The following is a 19,095-nucleotide window of genomic DNA, read 5'->3' as shown; positions in this document are numbered from 1 at the left end:
CAACCGTGGTTCCCGTCCCCATCCACGACGCGAATCGTCGCGTTCGCTTCAACGTTCCTCCTTCACGAAATCAGCGCGGAAAATTCTCCGGACTGACAAACGATCACGACCGGAAGAAGCAGCGCCGACTTCTCCGAAACCACCACGCGATCACCCGGTCGGCGGCCCTCACCCGCCCACCGCCACCTTGCGGACAGGCGGGCCGTCCAGGAGAGCTGCCCAGGCATGCCGGGCGGGGTAGGAGATCCGGAGGATTTCGAAGCGGTGGCGATGGTCTGCGGTCCTGACGGTGAAGGACTCACCCGCGTAGCTGAAGCGGGTCACGCTCGCGTCCGCCCGCCGAGCAACGGTAACCAGGCCGACTTGTCCACAGGGCGGCCTCCCGGAAGGCGCTCGGCGCGATCGGCTCGGTGCCGACCGCTGCGAGCCCCCGTGCCCCGGACGTCACCGCGCCGCGCTGGACGCGGACCTGGCCGGCCCGGCCTGGTGGCGTGTCGACCGCCGCTGCGGCCGTCGGTCTCCGCCACACTTGTCGCCGTCCTGCCCACCGGCTCCGAGGAGGAATCGTTGAAGGTCATCGTCCCGCTCGCGCACCAGCCTGCGGCCGACGAGCTGCTCGGGCGCAGCCCGCTGGCCGCTCTCATCGGCGTACTTCTGGACGAGCACGTGCCCACCGAGTCCGCGTTCACCGCCCCGCTGAAGCTCGCCCGCCGGCTCGGCCGGGGCGACCTGGACGCGGGGGAGATCGCCGCGTACGACCCGTACCAGTTCACCGCGCTGTTCAAGGCCCAGCCCGCCCTGCACCGCTCCCCGGCCTGGATGGCCCGGCGCGTGCAACTGCTGTGCACGGCCCTGGTGGCACGCCACGACGGCGACGCCACCAAACTGTGGGAGGGCGCCCGCACCGGTGCGCAACTGCTCCGTCGCCTGGCCACCCTTCCCGGGTTCGGCGAGCAGAAGTCGCAGCTCTACGTTGCCCTGCTCGGCATGCACTACGGCGTGAGGCCCGAGGGCTGGCGGGAGGCCGCCGGAATCTACGGCGAGGGGTGGCTCGCGCGTTCCGATCACGGGTCATGACCGGCTGCGGATCGTGAACCCGAACGCGCCGGCCGGTAGTAACGGGGCGAGCCGAGGGGGTGGAGGCCCCCCGGCGGGCTCCGCGCCCCCACGCGCCGCACGACCAGGTCCCGGTTCACCCGCCTCGCCCAGTTCTCGCCGTTCACACATCCGCGTGACAGGCTCCTGCCCCCGGGCGCGCGGAGCCCGCCGGGCGGGCCGCAGCCGCCCGGGCGGGACCGCGGCACCGACGGCCGATTGCAGTAACGCTTCGTCAACTACCCGCAGGTAGGGGGGCCGCGGGCCCGGCGCCGTGCTGTAGAAGGGTGCGACCCCGTCACCAGCCGGGATTGCTCTCCCCCGTCACGAAAGTGTGCCCGTGAACCACCCACCCGTCGTCCAGATGCTGTCCGCCTCGCTCATGGTGCCCGATCCGCCCGAGGTCGAGGCCCACCTGGAGTACCTGACCACCGACCCCTACGCGGTGCGGCTGCTGTTCGGGGCCCGCTGCACGCTCGGCGAAACCCCGGTCGTGTGGGTGTTCGCCCGCCAACTGCTGGCCGAAGGCCTGGTCGCCGATGCCGGGCACGGCGACGTACGGGTACGGCCGCACGGCCCGGGACAGACGGCGGTGGAGCTGCGCTCACCCACCGGGTGCGCCGTGGTGACCATCGAGACCCGCGGCATCCGCACCTTCCTCACCGCCAGCCACCGAGCCGTCCCACCAGGAAGCGAAGACCTGCTGATCGACTGGGAGAGGGTCATCACCGGACTCCTCACACCACACCCCTGAGCGGCTCACACTGCCGAACTCCGGCTACCGAACGGAGCCGGTTCCTGGCCGCATGCGCCACCGACTCCCGCCAGGACACCGCCCACCACTACGCCGGGCTCACCGGGCACGGCCTGCCCGCCTGATCCACCACCACCGCAGGCCACGACGCGCACTACCGGGTACTGCCCGACGTCGTCGCGGCCGCCTAGGACTTGGAAGTCATCTCATTTGGATTTGTAGGCTGCTCGCGTGACGATCGTGGAGCGCCTGGTGCCGGATGAGTTGTGGGAGTTGTTCCAGCGGGTGGTGCCGGTGGTGCCGACCCGGCCGCAGGGCGGCGGCCGACGGCGCCACGGGGACCGGGAGGTGCTGGCCGCGATCGTGTTCGTCGCCACATCGGGCTGCACCTGGGCCCAACTTCCGCCCTGCTTCGGCCCGTCCGGGCCAACCGCCCACCGCCGGTTCGCGGAGTGGACCGCGGCCCGTGTCTGGGCGAAGCTCTACCGGCTGGTCCTGGACGAACTCGGCGCGCGGGGCGAGCTGGACTGGTCGCGGTGCGCGGTCGACTCGGTGAACATGCGTGCTGCAAAAAGCGGGATCTGACGGGTCCGAATCCTGTCGATCGGGGCAAGTTCGGGTCGAAGATCCACTTGCTCACCGAACGTACCGGTCTGCCCATTTCGCTCGCGGTCTCCGGCGTCAACCTGCACGACAGCCAGGCCCTGATCCCGCTCGTCGAGGCGATCCCACCGATCCGCTCACGCCGCGGGCCGCGTCGCCGCCGGCCCGGCAAGCTGCACGGCGACAAAGCCTACGACCACCGCTTCATCCGCTCCTACCTGCTACGACGGCAGATCACGCACCGCATCGCCCGCCGAGGCGTCGACTCCTCGGCCCGCCTCGGCCGACACCGATGGGTGATCGAGCGAACCGTCGCCTGGCCCGGCGGCTTCCGCCGACTCCACCGCCGCTACGAGCGCAAGGGCACCCACTTCGCAGCGTTCGCCACCATCGCCGCCACCCTCATCTGCCATCGCAGAATCACCAAATGAGATGACTTCTTACCGCCAGAGCGGCGAGATGGTCACGGACCTCACCGGAGCAGCTCGGCGACGCACGGCAGTCAGCGACTTGCCCAAGCCCGTCGCCGCCCGAGACCCGGCCAGCGCCTGGTGCCGACGGTGACTGTACATCTGGCACTTCATGGTCATCCCACCCCGTCGCCCGAACAACCGTCAGGGCTCTGGGATGAAGGCCGGCCCGATGCCCATCGCGGCAACGCCCTCGCGTACGGAGCGGTCGAACCGCTTGATCTCTGTCACGAGAACTTCCCAGGTGACGGGTGAGGTCCAGAAATCCGGCGTGAAGATGGAACCGACTCGCCAGCCGTCACCGGATTGCACGGTGCGGATAAGCCCCGGATCTGCCTGCATCGAATTCCTCGTGGCCAGCAGCCGGACTCTGAAGCCAGAGCGCCAGGTGGTACGCAAGCTCGGCCACGGGAAACATTTCCTCGGACCACACCACCCGACCTTGCTCCCAGATGGAGAGTTGCGCCTCGATGTCGAGGAGCAGCACCGCTAAGGGGGCTTCCTGCGGAGTGAGACCACGCCGCGGCAGATCCGACAGTCCAAAGTTCCGGCAGACGAACCGCACCGCCCATCCTTCCTGATCACGGTGACGTTGCACAGGGTCGCCACCTGTGGCTGGCCGTCCAGGATATCAAGCGACCTGTCCGACATGTGCGCATCCTGCATAGCCCTGGCGCAAGGCTGCTCATTGAGGCTGCCCGCACGCCAACCGATAGGCTGAACTGGACGGCTCCTCAGGGAGTTAGCGAAGGTCGGGAAGCTGGCCGTGCGGCCCGGATTTCGCCCGCATGAGGATGAGAATTGATGGGCGGCGACGAGATCCACGGAGAGTGATTTTCGCAGCTCAGCGAGCATGGCGCCGTATCGTTGCAGGTCAGCGGCTTGGCCGGGGAAAACTCCTAAAGCTGGTGTCGCAGGTTCGAATCCTGCATGGGGCACACCTGGCCGAGGGCCCCGGACCACCGCGTTCGGGGCCCTCGGCCGTCCCCGGGGCGGACGGCGCGGTCGGTCCGGGCCCAGCCCGTGCCCGGACGGGGGATGGCAGCTGCCTGACCCCGTGCTGCTCCGGCTGCTCCTGGCGGTGGTCTTCGGAGCGGCGTCGGCCGCCCTGGCGACGCTGGACCGGCGGGCTGGATGCACCGGGCCGGTGACCCGGCGACCGGAGTCGGTCAGCCCGCCGGCTGAGCGTCGGCGGCGGCGGTCAACTCGACGTCGGTGGACTTCAGGAAGCCGAGGCGGTGGCCGTAGCGGACCGGGTAGTAGGTGTCCTCGCCGGTCACCACGGCCCGTACGCCGTCGACGTCGTAGAAGGTGTCGCCCCGGACCGGGGTCTCGCTGAGCAGGGTGTACCGCTGCCCGGCCGGGACGGTCAGGTTCAGCGGGACGGGAGCGTGCGTGGCGGCGTCGTACCGGACCCCAGGGTGCCCGGCGTAGGCCGCCGGCTCCGGGAAGGCCCGACCGTACAGCGGGATGCTCGCGACGCCCGGGCGCGGTGCGGCCACGGGGCCGGGCCGGGGGTCGGCGGCGGCGTTCCGGCCGTCCGGGTTGGGGAACCAGCCCAGCACGCCGTCGTACCAGATCGCTGTCCAGTCGCCCCGCAGGTCGGCCACCACGTAGCTGCTGCCGGCCACCGCCTTGGCGCGGACGTCCGAGGCGGCGGTGGTGCCGCCGTTGATCAGCGGGGCGTCGGCGTCGGGGGAGGTGCGCAGCTGGACGAAGTTCTCCGGACGCGGGCCCACTTCGGCCACCGGTGGCTGGTTGCGGGCGTCGAACGGCGGGGCGATGACCACCTTGCCGCCGACCGAGGGCGAGCCGCCGGTGCCGGCGCGGATCGGTGCGCCGAGCAGGTCCATGTAGTGCGACCAGTCCCAGAACGTGCCCGGGTCCCAGTGCATCGGGGGCGCCGAGTCGACCGGTTTGGGGATCTCGTCGTGCCCGATGACGTGCTGACGGTCCAGCGGGATGCCGTACTTCGCGGCCAGGTACCTGGTCAGCTCGGCCGAGGAGCGGTAGAGCTGCTCGGAGTACCAGGTCGGCCGGTCGCCGTTCCGGCCGAGTGCCCAACCCTCGTGCTCCACACCGATGCTGTGCATGTTGAAGGTCCGGTTGCCGGTGTGCCAGGCGGTGTTCCCGGCGCCGACCAGCTGGGCGACCCTGCCGTTGTGGGCGCCGACCAGGTAGTGCGCGCTGGCCCCGGTGGCCGGGTCCCGGAAGGACGCGATGGTGTCGTCGTACGACGCCTCGGTGTCGTGGACGACGATGTACTCGATCCGCTGGCCGTCGCCCGGGCGGTCGGTGGCCGCGTAGTTGGCGCCGTCGGCCCAGGCTGCCCGGCAGTTCAGGGTCGCGGGGCAGGCCAGGTCCTCGGAGGTGCCGGGACGGGACGGCGCCGGGTGGTCGGCGGTGGGCCCGGCGTCGGCGGCCAGCCGGACGGTCTGGCCGTCCGCCGTGGTCCTGGCCGCGCCCCTGCGGACGGTCTCGAAGACCCGGTCGGCGAAGACGTTGCCGCCGGCGGCGGGTGCGGCCTGGCTGAACCGGACCACCGCGTTGTACCAGCCAGTCGGACCGCTGCCGAGCGAACCGCCGCTCTCCCGCTGGTACTTGGCGAGCAGTGCGGCGCCGCCCCGGATGCTCTGCCGCGGATCGGTGCGCAACTGCGCGGCCGGGCGCCCGAGCAGCGCGGCCGCCTCCGCCAAAGTCCCCGGGGCCGAACCGGCGCCGGGCGGTTCGGCGTTCGAACCCGAGGGGTCGGCCTGGGTCAGACCCATCACGTTGTAGTCGCCGGTGGTGCTCGGTTCGCCGTCGTGCGACTCCCAGCGGGTCTGCTGGTAGGCGACCGCCAGCAGCACGCCCGGCGGCACGTCGAACTCGGCGGCAGCGGCGGCGAACTGGCGCTGCCGGGCGGGCGAGCCGGGCGGCTCCGGGGCGGCCGAGGCGGCGATCGAGCACAGCGCCAGCCCGGTGCTCGCCGCGACCACGGCGGCGACGAAGCGGGACGGGCGGGACCGGCCGGGACCGCTCGGACGGCCGGCCGGCGTCCGGTCGTGCCGAGGTGCAGGGGTCAACGGAGTCAGCGGACCTTCCGGGGCCGATCCGGCAATCGGGCCGGCGCGTGTCGGACCTTCCGGTATCCCGGCCGTCGCTGCCCGCGCACGGAAGGCTGGGCCGACGCTAACACCCGACCGGCCGTCCACGACCGGCCGTCGGGGCGGAACGTGTCACGGGTCTGTCACAAGCCGGGCCGCCGCCGGGAGCTGACGGGGCGTCGGCTCCGGTCAGCGCCGGTGCTTGCCGCCGCCGACGGCCGGCTCCGGGTAGGGGATGCGCAGCTTGCGGGCCAGCGGGGCGACCGCCGCACCCGCACCGAGCGGACGGGCCAGCAGCAGCACCGAGACCAGCACCGCGAGCGGACCGGCCACCATCGCCGCCAGCGAGGCCGGTACGCCGCCGCCCAGCGCGGTGCCGAGCCGGCCGGTCAGCCAGTACGCGGCCAGCGCGCCCGGGGCGCAGGCCAGTGCCAGCGCCAGGTGGAGGGTGATCAGCCGCCCGCCGTCCAGGCCGCTGCGGATCCGGGCCCGGCGCCCGGCGCCGAGCTCCAGGGTGGCGTCGGCGGGCAGCGGGGCAGCGACGGCGGCCGCCTCCCGGCGCAGCCGGCGGCCGAGCGCGCGCCCGGTGATGGCCGCGCTGATCAGGACGGCGATGGTGTGGGCGCCCGCCATCCCGACGATGATCCAGCGGCTCGGCAGCACCAGGTAGGCGACCCAGGACAGCAGCACGTTGCTGCCGGAGGTGATCGTGGTGAGCCAGAACGGGGTCCTGGCGTCGCTCATCGCGTAGAAGCCGCGGGCCAGCGCGTACTGGGCGCAGAACGCGGGCAGGCCGAGCGAGAAGGCCATCAGGATCTGGGTGACCACGTCGATGTCCGCGAACGACACGTTCCCGTGCCCGTACGCCAGCGAGGCGATCGGGCCGGCCAGCGAGAGGAAGATCGCCGAGGCGGGGACGATCATCCCGGCCGAGCTCCGCAGGGTCTGCGCCAGCTCCCGGCCGACGTCCTCGAACCGGCCGGCCGTGACCGACCGGGACATGCTCGGCAGGATCGCGGTGACCAGTGAGACGGTGATGATGCCCTGCGGGACGATGAAGAGCAGGTAGGCGTTGTTGTAGGGAACGTAGCCCAGACCCTGCTCCAGGCCCTCCTGCTTCGCCAGGGCGCCCGCGCCGGTGGCCAGGTTGGTGATCAGCAGGAAGGCGACCTGGGTGACCACCACCAGCAGCAGCGCCCAGCCCGCCGCCCGCAGCGGGGTGGTCAGGCCGGAGCCGCGCCAGTCGAAGCGCGGGCGGTACCGGAAGCCGGAGGCCCGCAGCGAGGGCACCAGGGCCAGCGCCTGGACCAGGATGCCGAAGGCGCTGCCGAGCCCGATCAGCATGGTCGCGCCGGCCGAGACGTCCTTGGCGTCGGTGGCGTGCACGCAGATCGCCAGGTAGAGGCTGAAGACCGCGATCACCACGACGTTGTTGAGCACCGGGGCCCACATCATCGCGCCGAACCTGTCCCGCGAGTTGAGCACCTGGCCGAGCAGGCCGAAGAAGCCGTAGAACAGGATGGCCGGCAGGCAGTACCTGGCCAGCGCGATGGTCAGGTCGCGCTGGACGGCGTCGCCGGGGCCGTAGGAGATGTAGCTGTCCACGATCAGCGGGGCGCAGAAGAACGCCACCGCGGTGATCGAGACCAGGGCGACGCCACAGACCGTCAGCAGCCGGTTGGTGTAGGCGACGCCACGGTCCGCGTGCTGTTGCGCGGCGCGCACCAGCTCGGGGACGAAGACGGAGTTGAGCACGCCGCCGATCAGCATGATGAAGATCGTGTTCGGCAGCATGGTGGCCACCGCGTAGCCGTCGGCGATGGCGCGGGTGCCGAGTGCGGCGGTGATCACGCCGGCCCGGACGAAGCCGAGGGCCCGGGAGGTCAGCGAGCCGAGCGCCATGATCATGCCGTTGCGGGCGGTGGAGGCCGGCTTGGCGGCCTCCACGGGCGCGGTGGCGGGGGGTGCGGCCGGTGGCGGCGGGACCGGGGGGTACGGCAGCCGGGGGGTGGGCACCTGGTGGCCGAGCTGGACGGTGGGCTGCCCGCCGGGGGCCGGCTGGTCGTCGGCTATCGGCCGCAGCGACATGGTGGGCGGGTCGCCGTACGGGCCGGCGGGCCCGTCGGTCGCGTGCGTGTTCATTCGCCCCCCATCGCTCGGTGCCTGGGCAGTGGACGTGCGGTTGCGGTGTTGCGACTGCCCGGCCCGGTCGGGTGCAGGCACACCCGGCGGCAGCAGTCTGCCTCACCACGGCACTCGGTGGGGAGATCCGTGCCGTGTGCCGGACGTCTCCCGGCCTGGCGGGAGGTGTGTGGCCGCCCGTCCCGGTCTGCCGTGAACCGGGTGGTTGATCCCGATTTCTCCGGTGTGGCGGGGGAGTGAATCGGTTGAGGGGCCCCTGCCCCTTCCCTTCCGGAGTGTCGGCCGAACCGGGATGTGACGCTTCTCACTGACCGTCAGCTCGGCGGGTGGGCGCCGTGAGCGGGTCGTCGGCACGGTCGGGGCCGGTGGTCTGTTCGAGGTCCGGCGCCGTGATCGGGCCGACGGCCAGGACGCGCTGGATCCGCGGCCTGGTCCGCCAGTCCACCCGGCGGACGTCCTGTGACAGGGCGCCCGGGCGCCAGAGTTCGACGGCCAGCGTGACGGCGCCGACCACCAGGGCGGCGGTCAGCCAGCCGGCCGGCACGTCGCTCGGCCAGTCCGCGCCGAGCGCGACCCTGGTCCAGCCGACCGCGAGCACGGCGAGCCCGGCGACGGTGCAGGCCACCGCCCGGCCGGCCCGGTTGGCCCGGGGCCAGACCAGGATCACCAGCGCGGCGCAGCTGACGGCGGAGGCGAGGGCGTGGCCGGACGGGAACGAGTGCCCGTCGGCCTGGGTGGCCTGGGCGGCGAAGTGCGGGCGGTCCCGGCCCATCCCCTCCTTGCCGAGCTGACCCGCCAGCCAGCCGGTGAGTATCAGGGCCCCGGCCCAGCCGCCGAGGGTGCGGGCGCCGATCGCCCAGAGCCAGAGCGCGGCCAGCCCCAGCAGTGCCCGCATGGTGACGGTGCTGCCGATGTCGCCGAGGGTCTGCATGGCCGCCGTCCAGATGGTGTGCCGGACCGCGTAGCCGTGCAGCAGGTCCACCGCCCGCCGGTCGAACCGGGCCAGCGGGCTCCAGTGCGACGCCACCAGGGCCGCCAGGCCGCCGAGCAGCACGGCGGAACCGAGCACCAGGGCCGAGCAGACCAGCAGGCGCTGCCGTCGGCGGGCGGCGGCGGAGGCCGACCCGGGAGCGGCGTGGATGCCGTCGATGGGCGGGTACATGGCAGACACCTTCCCAGGGCGAGCGGTGGATCCGGCCCCGGACCGATCGCGATTTGGCATCTTTTGTGGGGAGAAGCTGCGGATGCCCGTCGTTGTTCGTTGACGGAGCGCGGGGCGCCGACCGGCCACTCCGGGTCGCCGGCGGCTCACCGAGCGTTCATGATCGCGGGTGAAAAGTCGCAGGATACTGCATCCGGAGAAGAAACTGGGTGAGTTGGGAATCTTGTCCGAATTCTGTGCGTTGGATCGTTACGTGTGAGCCTCCGGGAGGCCCGCACCCCTTTGCCCCGGCTGACACCTGGCGGGGCGAGATCCGAAGACCGGCACCAGCAGCAAGGGAGCAAGCATGGCCACTCGTGCCGTCGTTCGCGACAGGGCCGACCGGACTCGCGCGGCCCGCCCGAACAACCTTGAGGCCGACCGCGACCTCGTCGGTATGTACCTCGACGAGATCGCCAGGACGCCGCTGCTCGACGCCGCCGAGGAGGTCGAGCTCTCGCTGCGGATCGAGGCCGGGGTCTACGCCCAGCACCTGTTGGACCAGGGCACGCTGCCCAAGGGCGCGAAGCGGGAGGAGCTGGAGGCGATAGCCGAGGACGCCGAGCGCGCCAAGGACGTCTTCATCAGGTCGAACCTCCGGCTGGTGGTGGCGGTGGCCCGGCGTTACCCGCGCAGCGGTCTCCCGCTGCTCGACCTGATCCAGGAGGGCAACGCCGGTCTGGTCCGGGCGGTCGAGAAGTTCGACTACGCGAAGGGGTTCAAGTTCTCCACCTACGCGACCTGGTGGATCCGGCAGGCGATCACCCGGTCGATAGCCGACCAGTCCCGTACCATCCGGCTCCCCGTCCACCTGGTGGAGGAGCTCGGCCGGATCCGGCGGGTGCAGCGCGAAAAGGCGAAGGAGCTGGGCCGCGAGCCCGACCCGGCCGAGGTGGCCGCCGAGCTGGACACCACGGAGCAGCGCGTCAAGGACGTGCTCGACTGGGCCCGCGACCCGGTCAGTCTGAACATGGCGGTGGACGACCAGGGCGAGACCCAGTTCGGTGACCTGGTCGAGGACACCGGCGCCGTCTCGCCGGAGGACGCCGTGATGGTCATGCTCCGCCGGGAGGAGCTGGACGACCTGATCGGCCGGCTGGACGACCGCACCGCCTCGATCATCCGGTCCAGGTACGGGATGGAGGACGGCCGTGAGCGCACACTCACCGAGGTGGGCAAGCAGCACGGGCTGACCAGGGAGCGGATCCGGCAGATCGAGAAGCACGCGCTGGCGGAGCTCAAGAAGATCGCCGACCACGCGGGCTTCGAAGCCGCCTGAGCCGGCTCGACACCGACGGACCTGGTCGGGGCTTCGGCCCCGACCAGGTCCGTCGCCGTGGCGGCCTAGGCTGGAGGGGATCGGTCGCGGATGTGAGAGGGAGTGGGTGCGGTGCCGGAGCAGCAGCCCGAGCAGCGGGAGCCGGAGCAGCCGGGGCAGGATGCCGGGCCGAGGCCGAAGCCGAAGCTGGTCTTCGACGACCCCTTCGACCGGCAGACCAGTGACGACACCGACCAGGGCTGGGGCGGTGCGGGGGAGAGCGCGGGGCGCGGGATCGACTGGTACCGGAGTCAGCGGCCGCCGCACCACGGGGGGTAGCGGGACGGCGGCCGGGTGCGGGGCCGGCGGGGGTGGGTCAGCGGGAGCGGGTCAGCGCTGGCGGACCAGGGCGTCGCGGATCTCGGTGAGCAGCTGGACCTCCTTGGCCTCCGCCTCGGCGGCCGCGTCGGCCGGGGTCTTGTACTTGGCCATCAGGCGCTTGGTCGGGACGATCAGGATGAAGTACACCACCGCAGCGGTGATCACGAAGCTGAGCACGGCGCTGAGCACCGAGCCCCACAGGATGAAGATGCCGGAGGTGACCTTCCCGGCGGCGTCCACCGCGCAGGGGCCCTTCAGACAGGACGAGTAGGCGGCCAGGTCCTTGGTGCCGAACACCCCGACCAGCGGGTTGATGACTCCGTCGACGAAGGCGTTGATGACGCTGGTGAAGGCCGCGCCGATGACGACGGCGACGGCGAGATCGATGACATTGCCGCGGAGCAGGAATTCCTTGAAGCCCTTCATGCCGCGCTGAACGATGCCGGGCCCGATCGGTCACGGGTGAACTTCCCCGCGCGGAGTTGACGCCTCGTCGACTACGAGGGCGGAGCCGTGCCGGGGCAGCGAGGCGCGACGGCGGCCTCGGTGGTCACCGTGGGGGACGAGGCCGGGGGTGCCGAGCCGGGCCGGAGCGGGCCCGCGGCGAGGGCGGTGGCCGCGGCGAGCAGACTGGTGGCGAGCAGGCCCGGGCGGTGCCGGACGGCCCGCTGGAGCCGGTGCCGGCCACCGGCACCGCGGCGGATCGGTGGGAAGACCGGGACCACCTGGCGGGGCGGGACCGACGAGGCCGCCCGGGGCACCGTGGCGCGGGCGTGCAGGGTGTGCAGGGGGGTCATGGGGCACCGCCTCCGATCGGGGCGCGTCGTCGGGGAACGACGCGGGATCAGCGTGCGGGCCGGCCGCGCCCGGTGGTGCGACCGGGCGCAACCCTGTGGACAACCGGGGGCTGTGGACGACGCGGGTCACCCACAGGGCTGTGGAAAAGCCGGATGGCCCGGCCCCGCACCGAGGTGCGGGGCCGGGCCATCCGGAACAGCTGTGGTCAGCCGGTCGACGCCGGGGCGGACGACGACGAGCTGGTCGAGGCCGCCGGAGCAGGCGTCGAGGCGGCCGGGGCCGAGGACGTCGACGAGGTCGAGGAGCTCACCGAGCTGCTCGACGACGAGCGGCTGTCGGTGCGGTAGAAGCCGGAGCCCTTGAAGACCACACCCACCGCGGAGAAGACCTTGCGAAGCCGTCCCTGGCACTCCGGGCACGTGGTCAGCGCGTCGTCGCTGAACTTCTGCACCGCCTCCAGGCCGGTCCCGCACTCGGTGCACTGGTACTGGTACGTGGGCACTTGTCTTCCTCCTGCACTTCCCCCTGGCACTCTCGCCTGATGAGTGCTAACGATCCTCAATGATGCGGCATTCCGGGTAATCAGTCCAGCGCCGCAGGTGTGAGAACGGACGCCTGCCCGCTGCCGAGCGTCCCGCCCCGGGCCACGGTACGGCTCGGGGTGCTCGGCGGGACCAGCAGCCGACGCAGTGTCAGCAGGGCGACCAGGCCGAGCCCGGAGCCCACCACCGGCACCAGGAACCCGCCGGAGGCGCCGTGCCGGTCGATCAGCACGCCGGCCACCGTGGAGCCGGTCGCCAGGCCCAGGCCGATGGCGCCGGTGAGCCAGGTGAAGGCCTCGGTCTTGGCACCGTCCGCGACCAGGGTCTCGACCAGGGTGTAGCCGGTGATCAGGGTCGGGGCGATGGCCAGGCCGCAGAACAGCGCGGCGACCGCCAGCGCGGTCAGGTTGGGCATCGCCCACAGGGTGGAGCAGCCGAGCACCAGCAGGGCGTAGCAGCCGAGCATCCGCTGCCGGGCGGAGTGCCGCCAGGCGATCAGCCCGTACAGCGCGCCGGCCAGCATCGAGCCGCCGGCGAAGACGCCGTAGACGATGCCGTTCATCCCCTCCTGGCCGGTGCTCCGGGCGAAGGCGGTGATCGAGACCTGCATGGCCCCGAAGATGGTGCCGACGCCGAGGAAGGAGCCCGCCAGCAGCCGGACGCCGGGGGAGGCGAGGGCCGAGGCGCGCTTGACCCCGGCGGTGCCGGGGTGCCGGGCGGGTGCGGTGGAGCGCTGGGCCGCGAAGGCCAGACCGCCGGCCACGGTGAGGGCGGCCTCGGCGATCAGGCCGACCGAGGGGTTGAGGGTGGTCGCGACGGTGCCGGCCAGCACCGGGCCGATCACGAAGGTGAACTCGTCGGTGACCGACTCGAAGGCGAAGGCCGTGTTCAGCGTGGCCGGGGAGTCGGAGAGCCGGGAGACCCAGCGGGCCCGGACCATCGCGCCGATCTGCGGCACGCTCGCCCCGGCGGGCGCGGCGGCCAGGAACAGCGCCCAGACCGGTGCCTGGCCGACGGCCAGCGCGATCAGGGCGCCGACCGAGAGCGCGTGCACGACGATGCTCGGCAGCAGCACGGCGGACTGCCCGTAGCGGTCGGCCAGCCGGCCGGTCTGCGGGCCGATCAGGGCCTGGGCGACGGCGGAGACCGCCGCGACCAGACCGGCCGTGCCGTAGGAGCCATGGGTGTCCAGCACCAGCAGCACGATGCCCAGACTGAGCATCGCGTAGGGGAGCCGGGCCGCGAAGGCGGGTGCCAGGAAGGTCCAGGCACCGGGGGTGCGGAGCAGTGCTCCGTACCCGACGCGGGTGGGGTTGTCGACCGTTCGGCGGGCCGTCACGGTGGGTTTCCTTCTGCTGCCTGGTAGCGCGGAAGGGGTTGGGAGACCCCGACGGCGCCGAGAGTCGTCCTCTCGCGCGTCGACCGGGGTGATACCGGGTCCGGCTGGCCGTCTCGGAAGCGGGGCCAGGGGGCAGGAACTGCTGCGGACCGCGGCCGCCGAGCGGTCGCGCCAACTCTGCTTCAGGCAGATGTTGCGGATGTGTCAGTTGATACCAGAGCTTTGTCCGTCATCCTACGGGTCGAACGGGCGACTCGCCCAGCGAACCGAAGGTGAACGTCGCGCAAAACACACGGACTACCGCCCGCGCAGCCATCCCGCCAGCTTTCCGCCCTGGTCGACCGCGCGCAGCCGGCGCTCGGCCGCCTCGCTGACCTCCTCGGTGGTGACCACCAGCAGCTCGTCCAGCGGCCGGAGCACGGTGGTGCGGTCGGGGACGAAGCTGCTGCCGTCGCGCACCACCAGGGTGACGGCGGCGCCGGCCGGCAGCCGGAGCTCGCTGACCTCGACGCCCGCCATCCGGGAGTCGGCCGACAGCGAGACCGAGAGCAGCTGGCCGTGCAGGCGCTCCAGCGGGGCGGACTCGATCCCGAGGTCGTGGCCGAGCGAGCCCTCGGAGATCCGCAGCCACTTGGCGACCAGCGGCAGGGTGGGGCCCTGGAGCAGGGTGAACACCACCACCAGGATGAAGACGATGTTGAACACCTCGCGGGCCAGCGGCGCCTGCGCGACCAGCGGGATGGTGGCCAGCACGATGGGCACCGCACCGCGCAGCCCGGCCCAGCTGAGCAGGGCCTGCTCGCGCCAGGGCAGCCGGAACGGCGTCATCGACAGCAGCACCGAGGCGGGCCGGGCGAGGAAGACCAGCACGGCGCCGATCACCAGGGCGGGGACGATCGCGCTGCCCATGCTGGCGGGCGTGCAGAGCAGGCCGAGCACCACGAACATGCCGATCTGCCCGATCCAGGCCAGCCCGTCCGCGAAGCCGCGCACCGCCGGGCCGTGCGGGAGCTTGGAGTTGCCGAGCACCAGCGAGGCGACGTAGACCGCGAGGAAGCCGGAGCCGTGCAGCAGCGCGCCGCCCGCGTACGCGCCGACCGCCAGCGACATCACCGCGATCGGGTACAGGCCGGAGGAGGGCAGCGCCATGTGCCGGACGGCGTACGCGCCGAGCTTGCCGACCGCCAGGCCGACCGCCGCACCGATCGCCAGCTCGGCGATGATCGTGCCGACCAGCACGTACCAGGAGTCCAGCGGTCCGCTGGTGGCGAAGGCCAGCACCAGGATCACCACGGGGGCGTCGTTGAAGCCGGACTCGGCCTCCAGCAGGCCGGTCAGCCGGGACGGCAGCGGGACGGTGCGCAGCACCGAGAAGACCGCCGCCGCGTCGGTGGAGGAGACGATCGCGCCGAGCAGCAGCGAGGTGCGCCAGTCGAAGTCGGCCAGGTAGTGCGCCCCGGCCGCGGTGACCGCGACGCTGACCGCGACGCCCACCGTGGCCAGCGCGGTGGCGGCCGGCATCACGGGTTTGATGGACCGCCAACTGGTCTTCAGGCCACCCTCGGTGAGGATCACCACCAGCGCGGTGTAGCCCAGCACCTGGGTCAGCGCGGCGTTGTCGAACTCGATGCCGAGACCGTTCTGGCCCAGGGCGACGCCGATGCCGAGGTAGATCAGCAGGCTGGGGAGGCCGGAGCGGGTCGAGATGCGCACCGCGACCACCGCGACCAGCAGGACCACGGCGGCTTCGAGCAGAAAGCGGTTCAGGTCGTCGACAGTCACGCAGTGGCACCTCGGGAGAGTGAGGGGGCGGGCTGATGGGGCGTCTGAAGGCAGCGTCCACCCGGGGACCTGACGGTCCGTCGGCCGGAATCGTTACCGAGTCTAACATTTTACCTGTTCTTTTACATCCGGCCGACCAGCTTCCGCTCAGCTTGGCCCGGTAGGGTCCACCTGACCCGACGTGGGCGCCCCCGGGTGCGGCCCCCTCGGCCGGTGCGCCCTAATGTGGTGGTCTGTCACGGCCGCCCGTCTCCCAGCCAAGGACTCAACCAGATGCCCCGCTCGAAGAGGTTCCGGCGCGCTCGTCTGTTCGTGCTCGTGCTGGTCGTGGTGTTGATCGCGGGTACGGCGGGCGCCGGGTTCTTCGCCGTGCAGACCGTCCGGTCCTCCTTCCCGGTGGTCGAGGGCAGCGTCAAGGTGGCCGGGATGACCGCGCCGGCGGACGTGAAGCGGGACGGCAACGGGATCCCGCAGCTCTACGCCGACAGCTCCGAGGACCTGTTCCGGGCCCAGGGGTACGTCCAGGCGCAGGACCGGTTCTGGGAGATGGACGTCCGACGGCACGTCACCGCCGGTCGGCTGTCCGAGATGTTCGGCTCCGGCCAGGTCGAGACCGACTCGTTCCTGCGCACCATGGGCTGGCGCCGGGTGGCCCAGGAGGAGTACGACAGCAAGCTCTCCGACGACACCAAGAAGTACCTGAAGGCGTACAGCGAGGGCGTGAACGCCTGGCTGGCCGAGCACCCCGGCGGCAGCTCGGCCTCGATCGAGTACTCCCTGCTCGGCGCGGTGAACGGCGACTACAAGCCGGAGCAGTGGGACCCGGTGGACTCGGTCTCCTGGCTCAAGGCGATGGCCTGGAACCTCTCCGGCAACATGCAGGAGGAGATCGACCGCTCGCTGCTGGCCCAGGACTTCAGCCCGGAGAAGATCGACCAGCTCTACCCGGCCTACCCGTACGACCGCAACGGCACCATCGTGAAGACCGGCAAGGTCGGCGCCGACGGCGCCTACCAGCCGGCCGACGGGACCGCCGCACCGAGCACCGGGGCGGCCACCACCCAGAGCCGGGCCGGCAGCGAGGCGCTGCTCAAGGACGTCGCGGACCGGATGGCCACGCTGCCGCAGCTGCTGGGCCGTCCCGGTCAGGGCATCGGCTCCAACTCCTGGGTGGTCGGCGGGCAGTTCACCACCACCGGCAAGCCGCTGATGGCCAACGACCCGCACCTCGGCCCGTCGATCCCGTCGGTCTGGTACCAGATGGGCCTGCACTGCCGCAGCGTCGGCCCGGCCTGCCAGTTCGACACCGCGGGCTACACCTTCGCCGGGATGCCGGGCGTGGTGATCGGCCACAACCAGAACATCTCCTGGGGCTTCACCAACCTGGGCGCCGACGTGACCGACCTCTACCTGGAGAAGGTCACCAGCCCGGAGACCTACCTGGTGGACGGCCGGCAGAAGAACTTCGAGACCCGCAAGGAGACCATCAAGGTGGCCGGCGGTGAGGACCGCACCATCGTGGTGCGCACCACCGACCGGGGCCCGCTGATCTCCGACAAGAGCACCGAGCAGCAGAACGTCGGCAAGTACGCCCCCGCCGACAACGCCCCGGACCGGGCGGCCGGTTACGGCGTCGCCCTGCAGTGGACGGCGCTGATCCCCGGGAAGACCATGGACGCGGTCTTCAAGCTGGACCGGGCCGCCGACTGGGACGCCTTCCGGGCCGCCGCAGCCGACTTCGCGGTCCCCGCGCAGAACCTGATCTACGCCGACACCAAGAACAACATCGGCTACCAGGCCCCCGGCATGATCCCGCAGCGCACCAAGGGCGACGGCCGCTACCCCGCGCCGGGCTGGGACTCCTCGTACGGCTGGAAGGCCGAGCCGATCCCGTTCAAGTCGCTGCCGTACAGCTTCAACCCCTCGGCCGGGTACATCGTCACCGCCAACCAGGCCGTGGTGGACCAGAAGTACGGCTTCCTGCTGACCAAGGACTGGGAGTACGGCACCCGGGCCAAGGAGATCACCGACCAGATCACCGACCGCCTGAAGAACGGCGGCAAGATCTCCCCCGACGACATGCGGGTCATGCAGCTGGACAACACCAGCGTGATGGCCAAGACCCTGGTGCCGCTGCTGCTCAAGGTCCGGATCGACGACCCGTACGTGCGGGAGGCCCAGGACCTGCTGAAGGACTGGAACTTCCACCAGGACGCCGACTCGGCCGCCGCCGCCTACTACAACGCGGTCTGGCGCCAGCTGCTCACGCTCGCCTTCGGGCAGAAGTTCCCGGCCGGGCTGCGGGTCGAGGGCGACTGCCTGCTGGTCCGTCAGAAGCGCGACTCCACGCTGCCGGACGACGACCTCAACCCGGCGCCGCCGGTCACCGTCTGCGGCACCCGCGACCCGGGGCAGGCCCAGCCGGACGGCGGGGACCGCTGGACCGAGGTGGTGCGCACCCTGCTCGACCAGCCGGACAGCCCCTGGTGGGAGTACAAGGACGCCAACCACCAGACCCAGAAGGGTCTGGGGAAGCTGCTCGCCGAGTCGCTCAAGAACGCCCGGCAGGAGCTGACCGCCAAGCTCACCAAGGACATCTCGACCTGGACCTGGGGCCGGCTGCACACCTTGACGCTCACCGAGCAGACCCTCGGCAAGGACGACTCCTCGATCGCCTCCGGGCTGGTGCACCGGCTGCTGAACCGGGGTCCGTACCAGCTCTCCGGCGGCACCGCGGCGGTCAACGCGGCGGGCTGGAACGCGGCGGCCGGCTACCAGGTGGACTGGGTGCCCTCGATGCGGATGGTGGTCGACCTGAGCAACTTCGACGCCTCGCACTGGATCAACGTGGGCGGCGCCTCCGGGCACGCCTTCCATGACAACTACAACGACCAGACCGCGCTCTGGCTGAAGGGCGACCTGCTGCCCTGGGCCTGGTCGGCGGAGGCGGTCGAGCAGGCCACCAAGCACAAGCTGGTGCTCACCAGCGGGTAGCGCCTCTCCTCCGGGTCACGTCGGGCGGCTCAGCGGCTCAGCCGGTGCACGCCGGACGGGGTGACCGCGGCGTGCACCGGCAGGTCGTGCGGCTCGGCCGGCACGGTGTCCAGCAGTTCGGTGTCGTACAGCAGGGTGGCCAGCAGCGGCTCGGCCCGACGACGGGTCAGCCGGGCCAGCACCCGGTCGTAGGAGCCGCCGCCGCGGCCCAGCCGGATGCCCAGGCGGTCCACCGCGAGGCCGGGCAGCAGGACCAGGGCGGCCTCGCAGACCGCGTCCGGGCCGAGCCGGGGGCCGGTCGGCTCCAGCAGCCCGCGGGCGGCCGGGGCGAGCGACTCCGGGCCCCGGTACTCGGCCCAGTCCAGGTCGTTGTCGGGCAGCAGGACGGGCAGCAGCACCCGGACCCCGTCCGCCCGCAGGGCGTCCAGCAGCGGCCGGGTGCCGGGCTCGGCGCCGACCGAGACGTACGCCGCCACGGTCTGGCCCGCCCGCGCGAGCGACCCGGCGTGCGTGGCCAGCCGGGCGGCCGCGTGCTCCCGCCGTTCGGGGGACAGTTCACGCCGTTCCGCGAGGAGGCGTGACCTCAGACCGGCTTTGTCGTTGTGCACTGGATACTCCTTGGTCCCGCTCCGGCCGGGTGGCCCGCCCGC

At 71.9% G+C, this 19,095-nt stretch carries 16 protein-coding genes; 6 read left to right on the top strand and 10 right to left on the bottom strand.

Annotation, left to right across the window (positions count from 1 at the left end; translation table 11 throughout):
* Positions 1-567 precede the first annotated feature (567 nt).
* The 3 genes from ACIRPK_RS30760 to ACIRPK_RS30750 all read left to right on the top strand — a co-directional run bounded on the left by ACIRPK_RS30760 (position 568) and on the right by ACIRPK_RS30750 (position 2,883).
* Complete coding sequence (locus tag ACIRPK_RS30760; protein WP_403044462.1) at positions 568-1,077, top strand: HhH-GPD-type base excision DNA repair protein; 510 nt, start codon at positions 568-570, stop codon at positions 1,075-1,077.
* 358 nt (positions 1,078-1,435) lie between these two features.
* Positions 1,436-1,849 (top strand): SsgA family sporulation/cell division regulator, encoded by a 414-nt coding sequence (locus tag ACIRPK_RS30755; RefSeq protein WP_403044460.1) that lies wholly within the window; start codon positions 1,436-1,438, stop codon positions 1,847-1,849.
* A 240-nt stretch (positions 1,850-2,089) separates the two neighbouring features.
* A protein-coding gene (locus tag ACIRPK_RS30750; protein WP_403044478.1) for an IS5 family transposase occupies positions 2,090-2,883 on the top strand; the annotation gives its coding sequence in 2 pieces (ribosomal slippage) (positions 2,090-2,429 and positions 2,429-2,883; 795 coding nt in all).
* Positions 2,884-3,066: 183 nt separating this feature from the next.
* Here the strand turns inward: ACIRPK_RS30750 and ACIRPK_RS30745 are convergent.
* The 4 genes from ACIRPK_RS30745 to ACIRPK_RS30730 form a co-directional block, all read right to left on the bottom strand.
* Positions 3,067-3,264 (bottom strand): hypothetical protein, encoded by a 198-nt coding sequence (locus tag ACIRPK_RS30745; protein ID WP_403044457.1) that lies wholly within the window; start codon positions 3,262-3,264, stop codon positions 3,067-3,069.
* 827 nt (positions 3,265-4,091) lie between these two features.
* The gene (locus ACIRPK_RS30740) at positions 4,092-5,987 is read right to left on the bottom strand and encodes an N-acetylmuramoyl-L-alanine amidase (RefSeq protein WP_403044454.1); all 1,896 of its coding nucleotides are present in this window, start codon (positions 5,985-5,987) and stop codon (positions 4,092-4,094) included.
* Between the two features lie 210 nt (positions 5,988-6,197).
* Positions 6,198-8,150 (bottom strand): murein biosynthesis integral membrane protein MurJ, encoded by a 1,953-nt coding sequence (gene murJ, locus ACIRPK_RS30735; protein WP_403044451.1) that lies wholly within the window; start codon positions 8,148-8,150, stop codon positions 6,198-6,200.
* 304 nt (positions 8,151-8,454) lie between these two features.
* Positions 8,455-9,312 (bottom strand): phosphatase PAP2 family protein, encoded by an 858-nt coding sequence (locus tag ACIRPK_RS30730; protein ID WP_403044449.1) that lies wholly within the window; start codon positions 9,310-9,312, stop codon positions 8,455-8,457.
* A 346-nt stretch (positions 9,313-9,658) separates the two neighbouring features.
* Here ACIRPK_RS30730 and ACIRPK_RS30725 point away from each other — a divergent pair, with 346 nt between their 5' ends.
* Positions 9,659-10,630 (top strand): sigma-70 family RNA polymerase sigma factor, encoded by a 972-nt coding sequence (locus tag ACIRPK_RS30725; protein WP_403044446.1) that lies wholly within the window; start codon positions 9,659-9,661, stop codon positions 10,628-10,630.
* A 111-nt stretch (positions 10,631-10,741) separates the two neighbouring features.
* A complete protein-coding gene (locus ACIRPK_RS30720) occupies positions 10,742-10,948 on the top strand; it encodes a hypothetical protein (protein WP_403044444.1) in 207 nt (68 codons plus the stop codon).
* Between the two features lie 51 nt (positions 10,949-10,999).
* Here ACIRPK_RS30720 and mscL read toward each other — a convergent pair whose 3' ends face one another.
* The 5 genes from mscL to ACIRPK_RS30695 form a co-directional block, all read right to left on the bottom strand.
* Positions 11,000-11,416 carry a large conductance mechanosensitive channel protein MscL gene (mscL, locus tag ACIRPK_RS30715; protein ID WP_403044441.1) on the bottom strand — a complete coding sequence of 139 codons (417 nt, stop codon included), beginning with the start codon at positions 11,414-11,416 and terminating at the stop codon, positions 11,000-11,002.
* Positions 11,417-11,487: 71 nt separating this feature from the next.
* Complete coding sequence (locus tag ACIRPK_RS30710) at positions 11,488-11,787, bottom strand: hypothetical protein (protein ID WP_403044438.1); 300 nt, start codon at positions 11,785-11,787, stop codon at positions 11,488-11,490.
* 206 nt (positions 11,788-11,993) lie between these two features.
* On the bottom strand, positions 11,994-12,290 hold the full coding sequence (locus tag ACIRPK_RS30705) for an FmdB family zinc ribbon protein (RefSeq protein WP_403044435.1): 297 nt from the start codon (positions 12,288-12,290) through the stop codon (positions 11,994-11,996).
* Between the two features lie 80 nt (positions 12,291-12,370).
* A complete protein-coding gene (locus ACIRPK_RS30700; RefSeq protein ID WP_403044432.1) occupies positions 12,371-13,669 on the bottom strand; it encodes an MFS transporter in 1,299 nt (432 codons plus the stop codon).
* A 297-nt stretch (positions 13,670-13,966) separates the two neighbouring features.
* Positions 13,967-15,451, bottom strand: a complete 1,485-nt coding sequence (locus ACIRPK_RS30695; protein ID WP_403044429.1) for a potassium/proton antiporter — start codon at positions 15,449-15,451, stop codon at positions 13,967-13,969.
* 273 nt (positions 15,452-15,724) lie between these two features.
* Here ACIRPK_RS30695 and ACIRPK_RS30690 point away from each other — a divergent pair, with 273 nt between their 5' ends.
* Positions 15,725-18,445 carry a penicillin acylase family protein gene (locus tag ACIRPK_RS30690; RefSeq protein WP_403044426.1) on the top strand — a complete coding sequence of 907 codons (2,721 nt, stop codon included), beginning with the start codon at positions 15,725-15,727 and terminating at the stop codon, positions 18,443-18,445.
* Between the two features lie 29 nt (positions 18,446-18,474).
* On the opposite strand, the gene ACIRPK_RS30685 is transcribed toward ACIRPK_RS30690, so the two are convergent.
* On the bottom strand, positions 18,475-19,053 hold the full coding sequence (locus ACIRPK_RS30685; protein WP_403044424.1) for a 5-formyltetrahydrofolate cyclo-ligase: 579 nt from the start codon (positions 19,051-19,053) through the stop codon (positions 18,475-18,477).
* Between the last annotated feature and the right edge of the window lie 42 nt (positions 19,054-19,095).

The sequence above is a fragment of the Kitasatospora sp. NPDC101801 genome, from assembly GCF_044766665.1.
GTDB lineage: Bacteria > Actinomycetota > Actinomycetes > Streptomycetales > Streptomycetaceae > Kitasatospora.
This window is presented reverse-complemented; position numbering and strand designations above follow the sequence as displayed.

Bases quoted from the DNA above. Each gene is read 5' to 3' on its own strand.
- ACIRPK_RS30745 (WP_403044457.1), bottom strand. From the start codon at position 3,264: ATGCAGGCAGATCCGGGGCTTATCCGCACCGTGCAATCCGGTGACGGC.
- murJ (WP_403044451.1), bottom strand. From the start codon at position 8,150: ATGAACACGCACGCGACCGACGGGCCCGCCGGCCCGTACGGCGACCCG.
- ACIRPK_RS30730 (WP_403044449.1), bottom strand. From the start codon at position 9,312: ATGTACCCGCCCATCGACGGCATCCACGCCGCTCCCGGGTCGGCCTCC.
- ACIRPK_RS30725 (WP_403044446.1), top strand. From the start codon at position 9,659: ATGGCCACTCGTGCCGTCGTTCGCGACAGGGCCGACCGGACTCGCGCG.
- mscL (WP_403044441.1), bottom strand. From the start codon at position 11,416: ATGAAGGGCTTCAAGGAATTCCTGCTCCGCGGCAATGTCATCGATCTC.
- ACIRPK_RS30710 (WP_403044438.1), bottom strand. From the start codon at position 11,787: ATGACCCCCCTGCACACCCTGCACGCCCGCGCCACGGTGCCCCGGGCG.
- ACIRPK_RS30690 (WP_403044426.1), top strand. From the start codon at position 15,725: ATGCCCCGCTCGAAGAGGTTCCGGCGCGCTCGTCTGTTCGTGCTCGTG.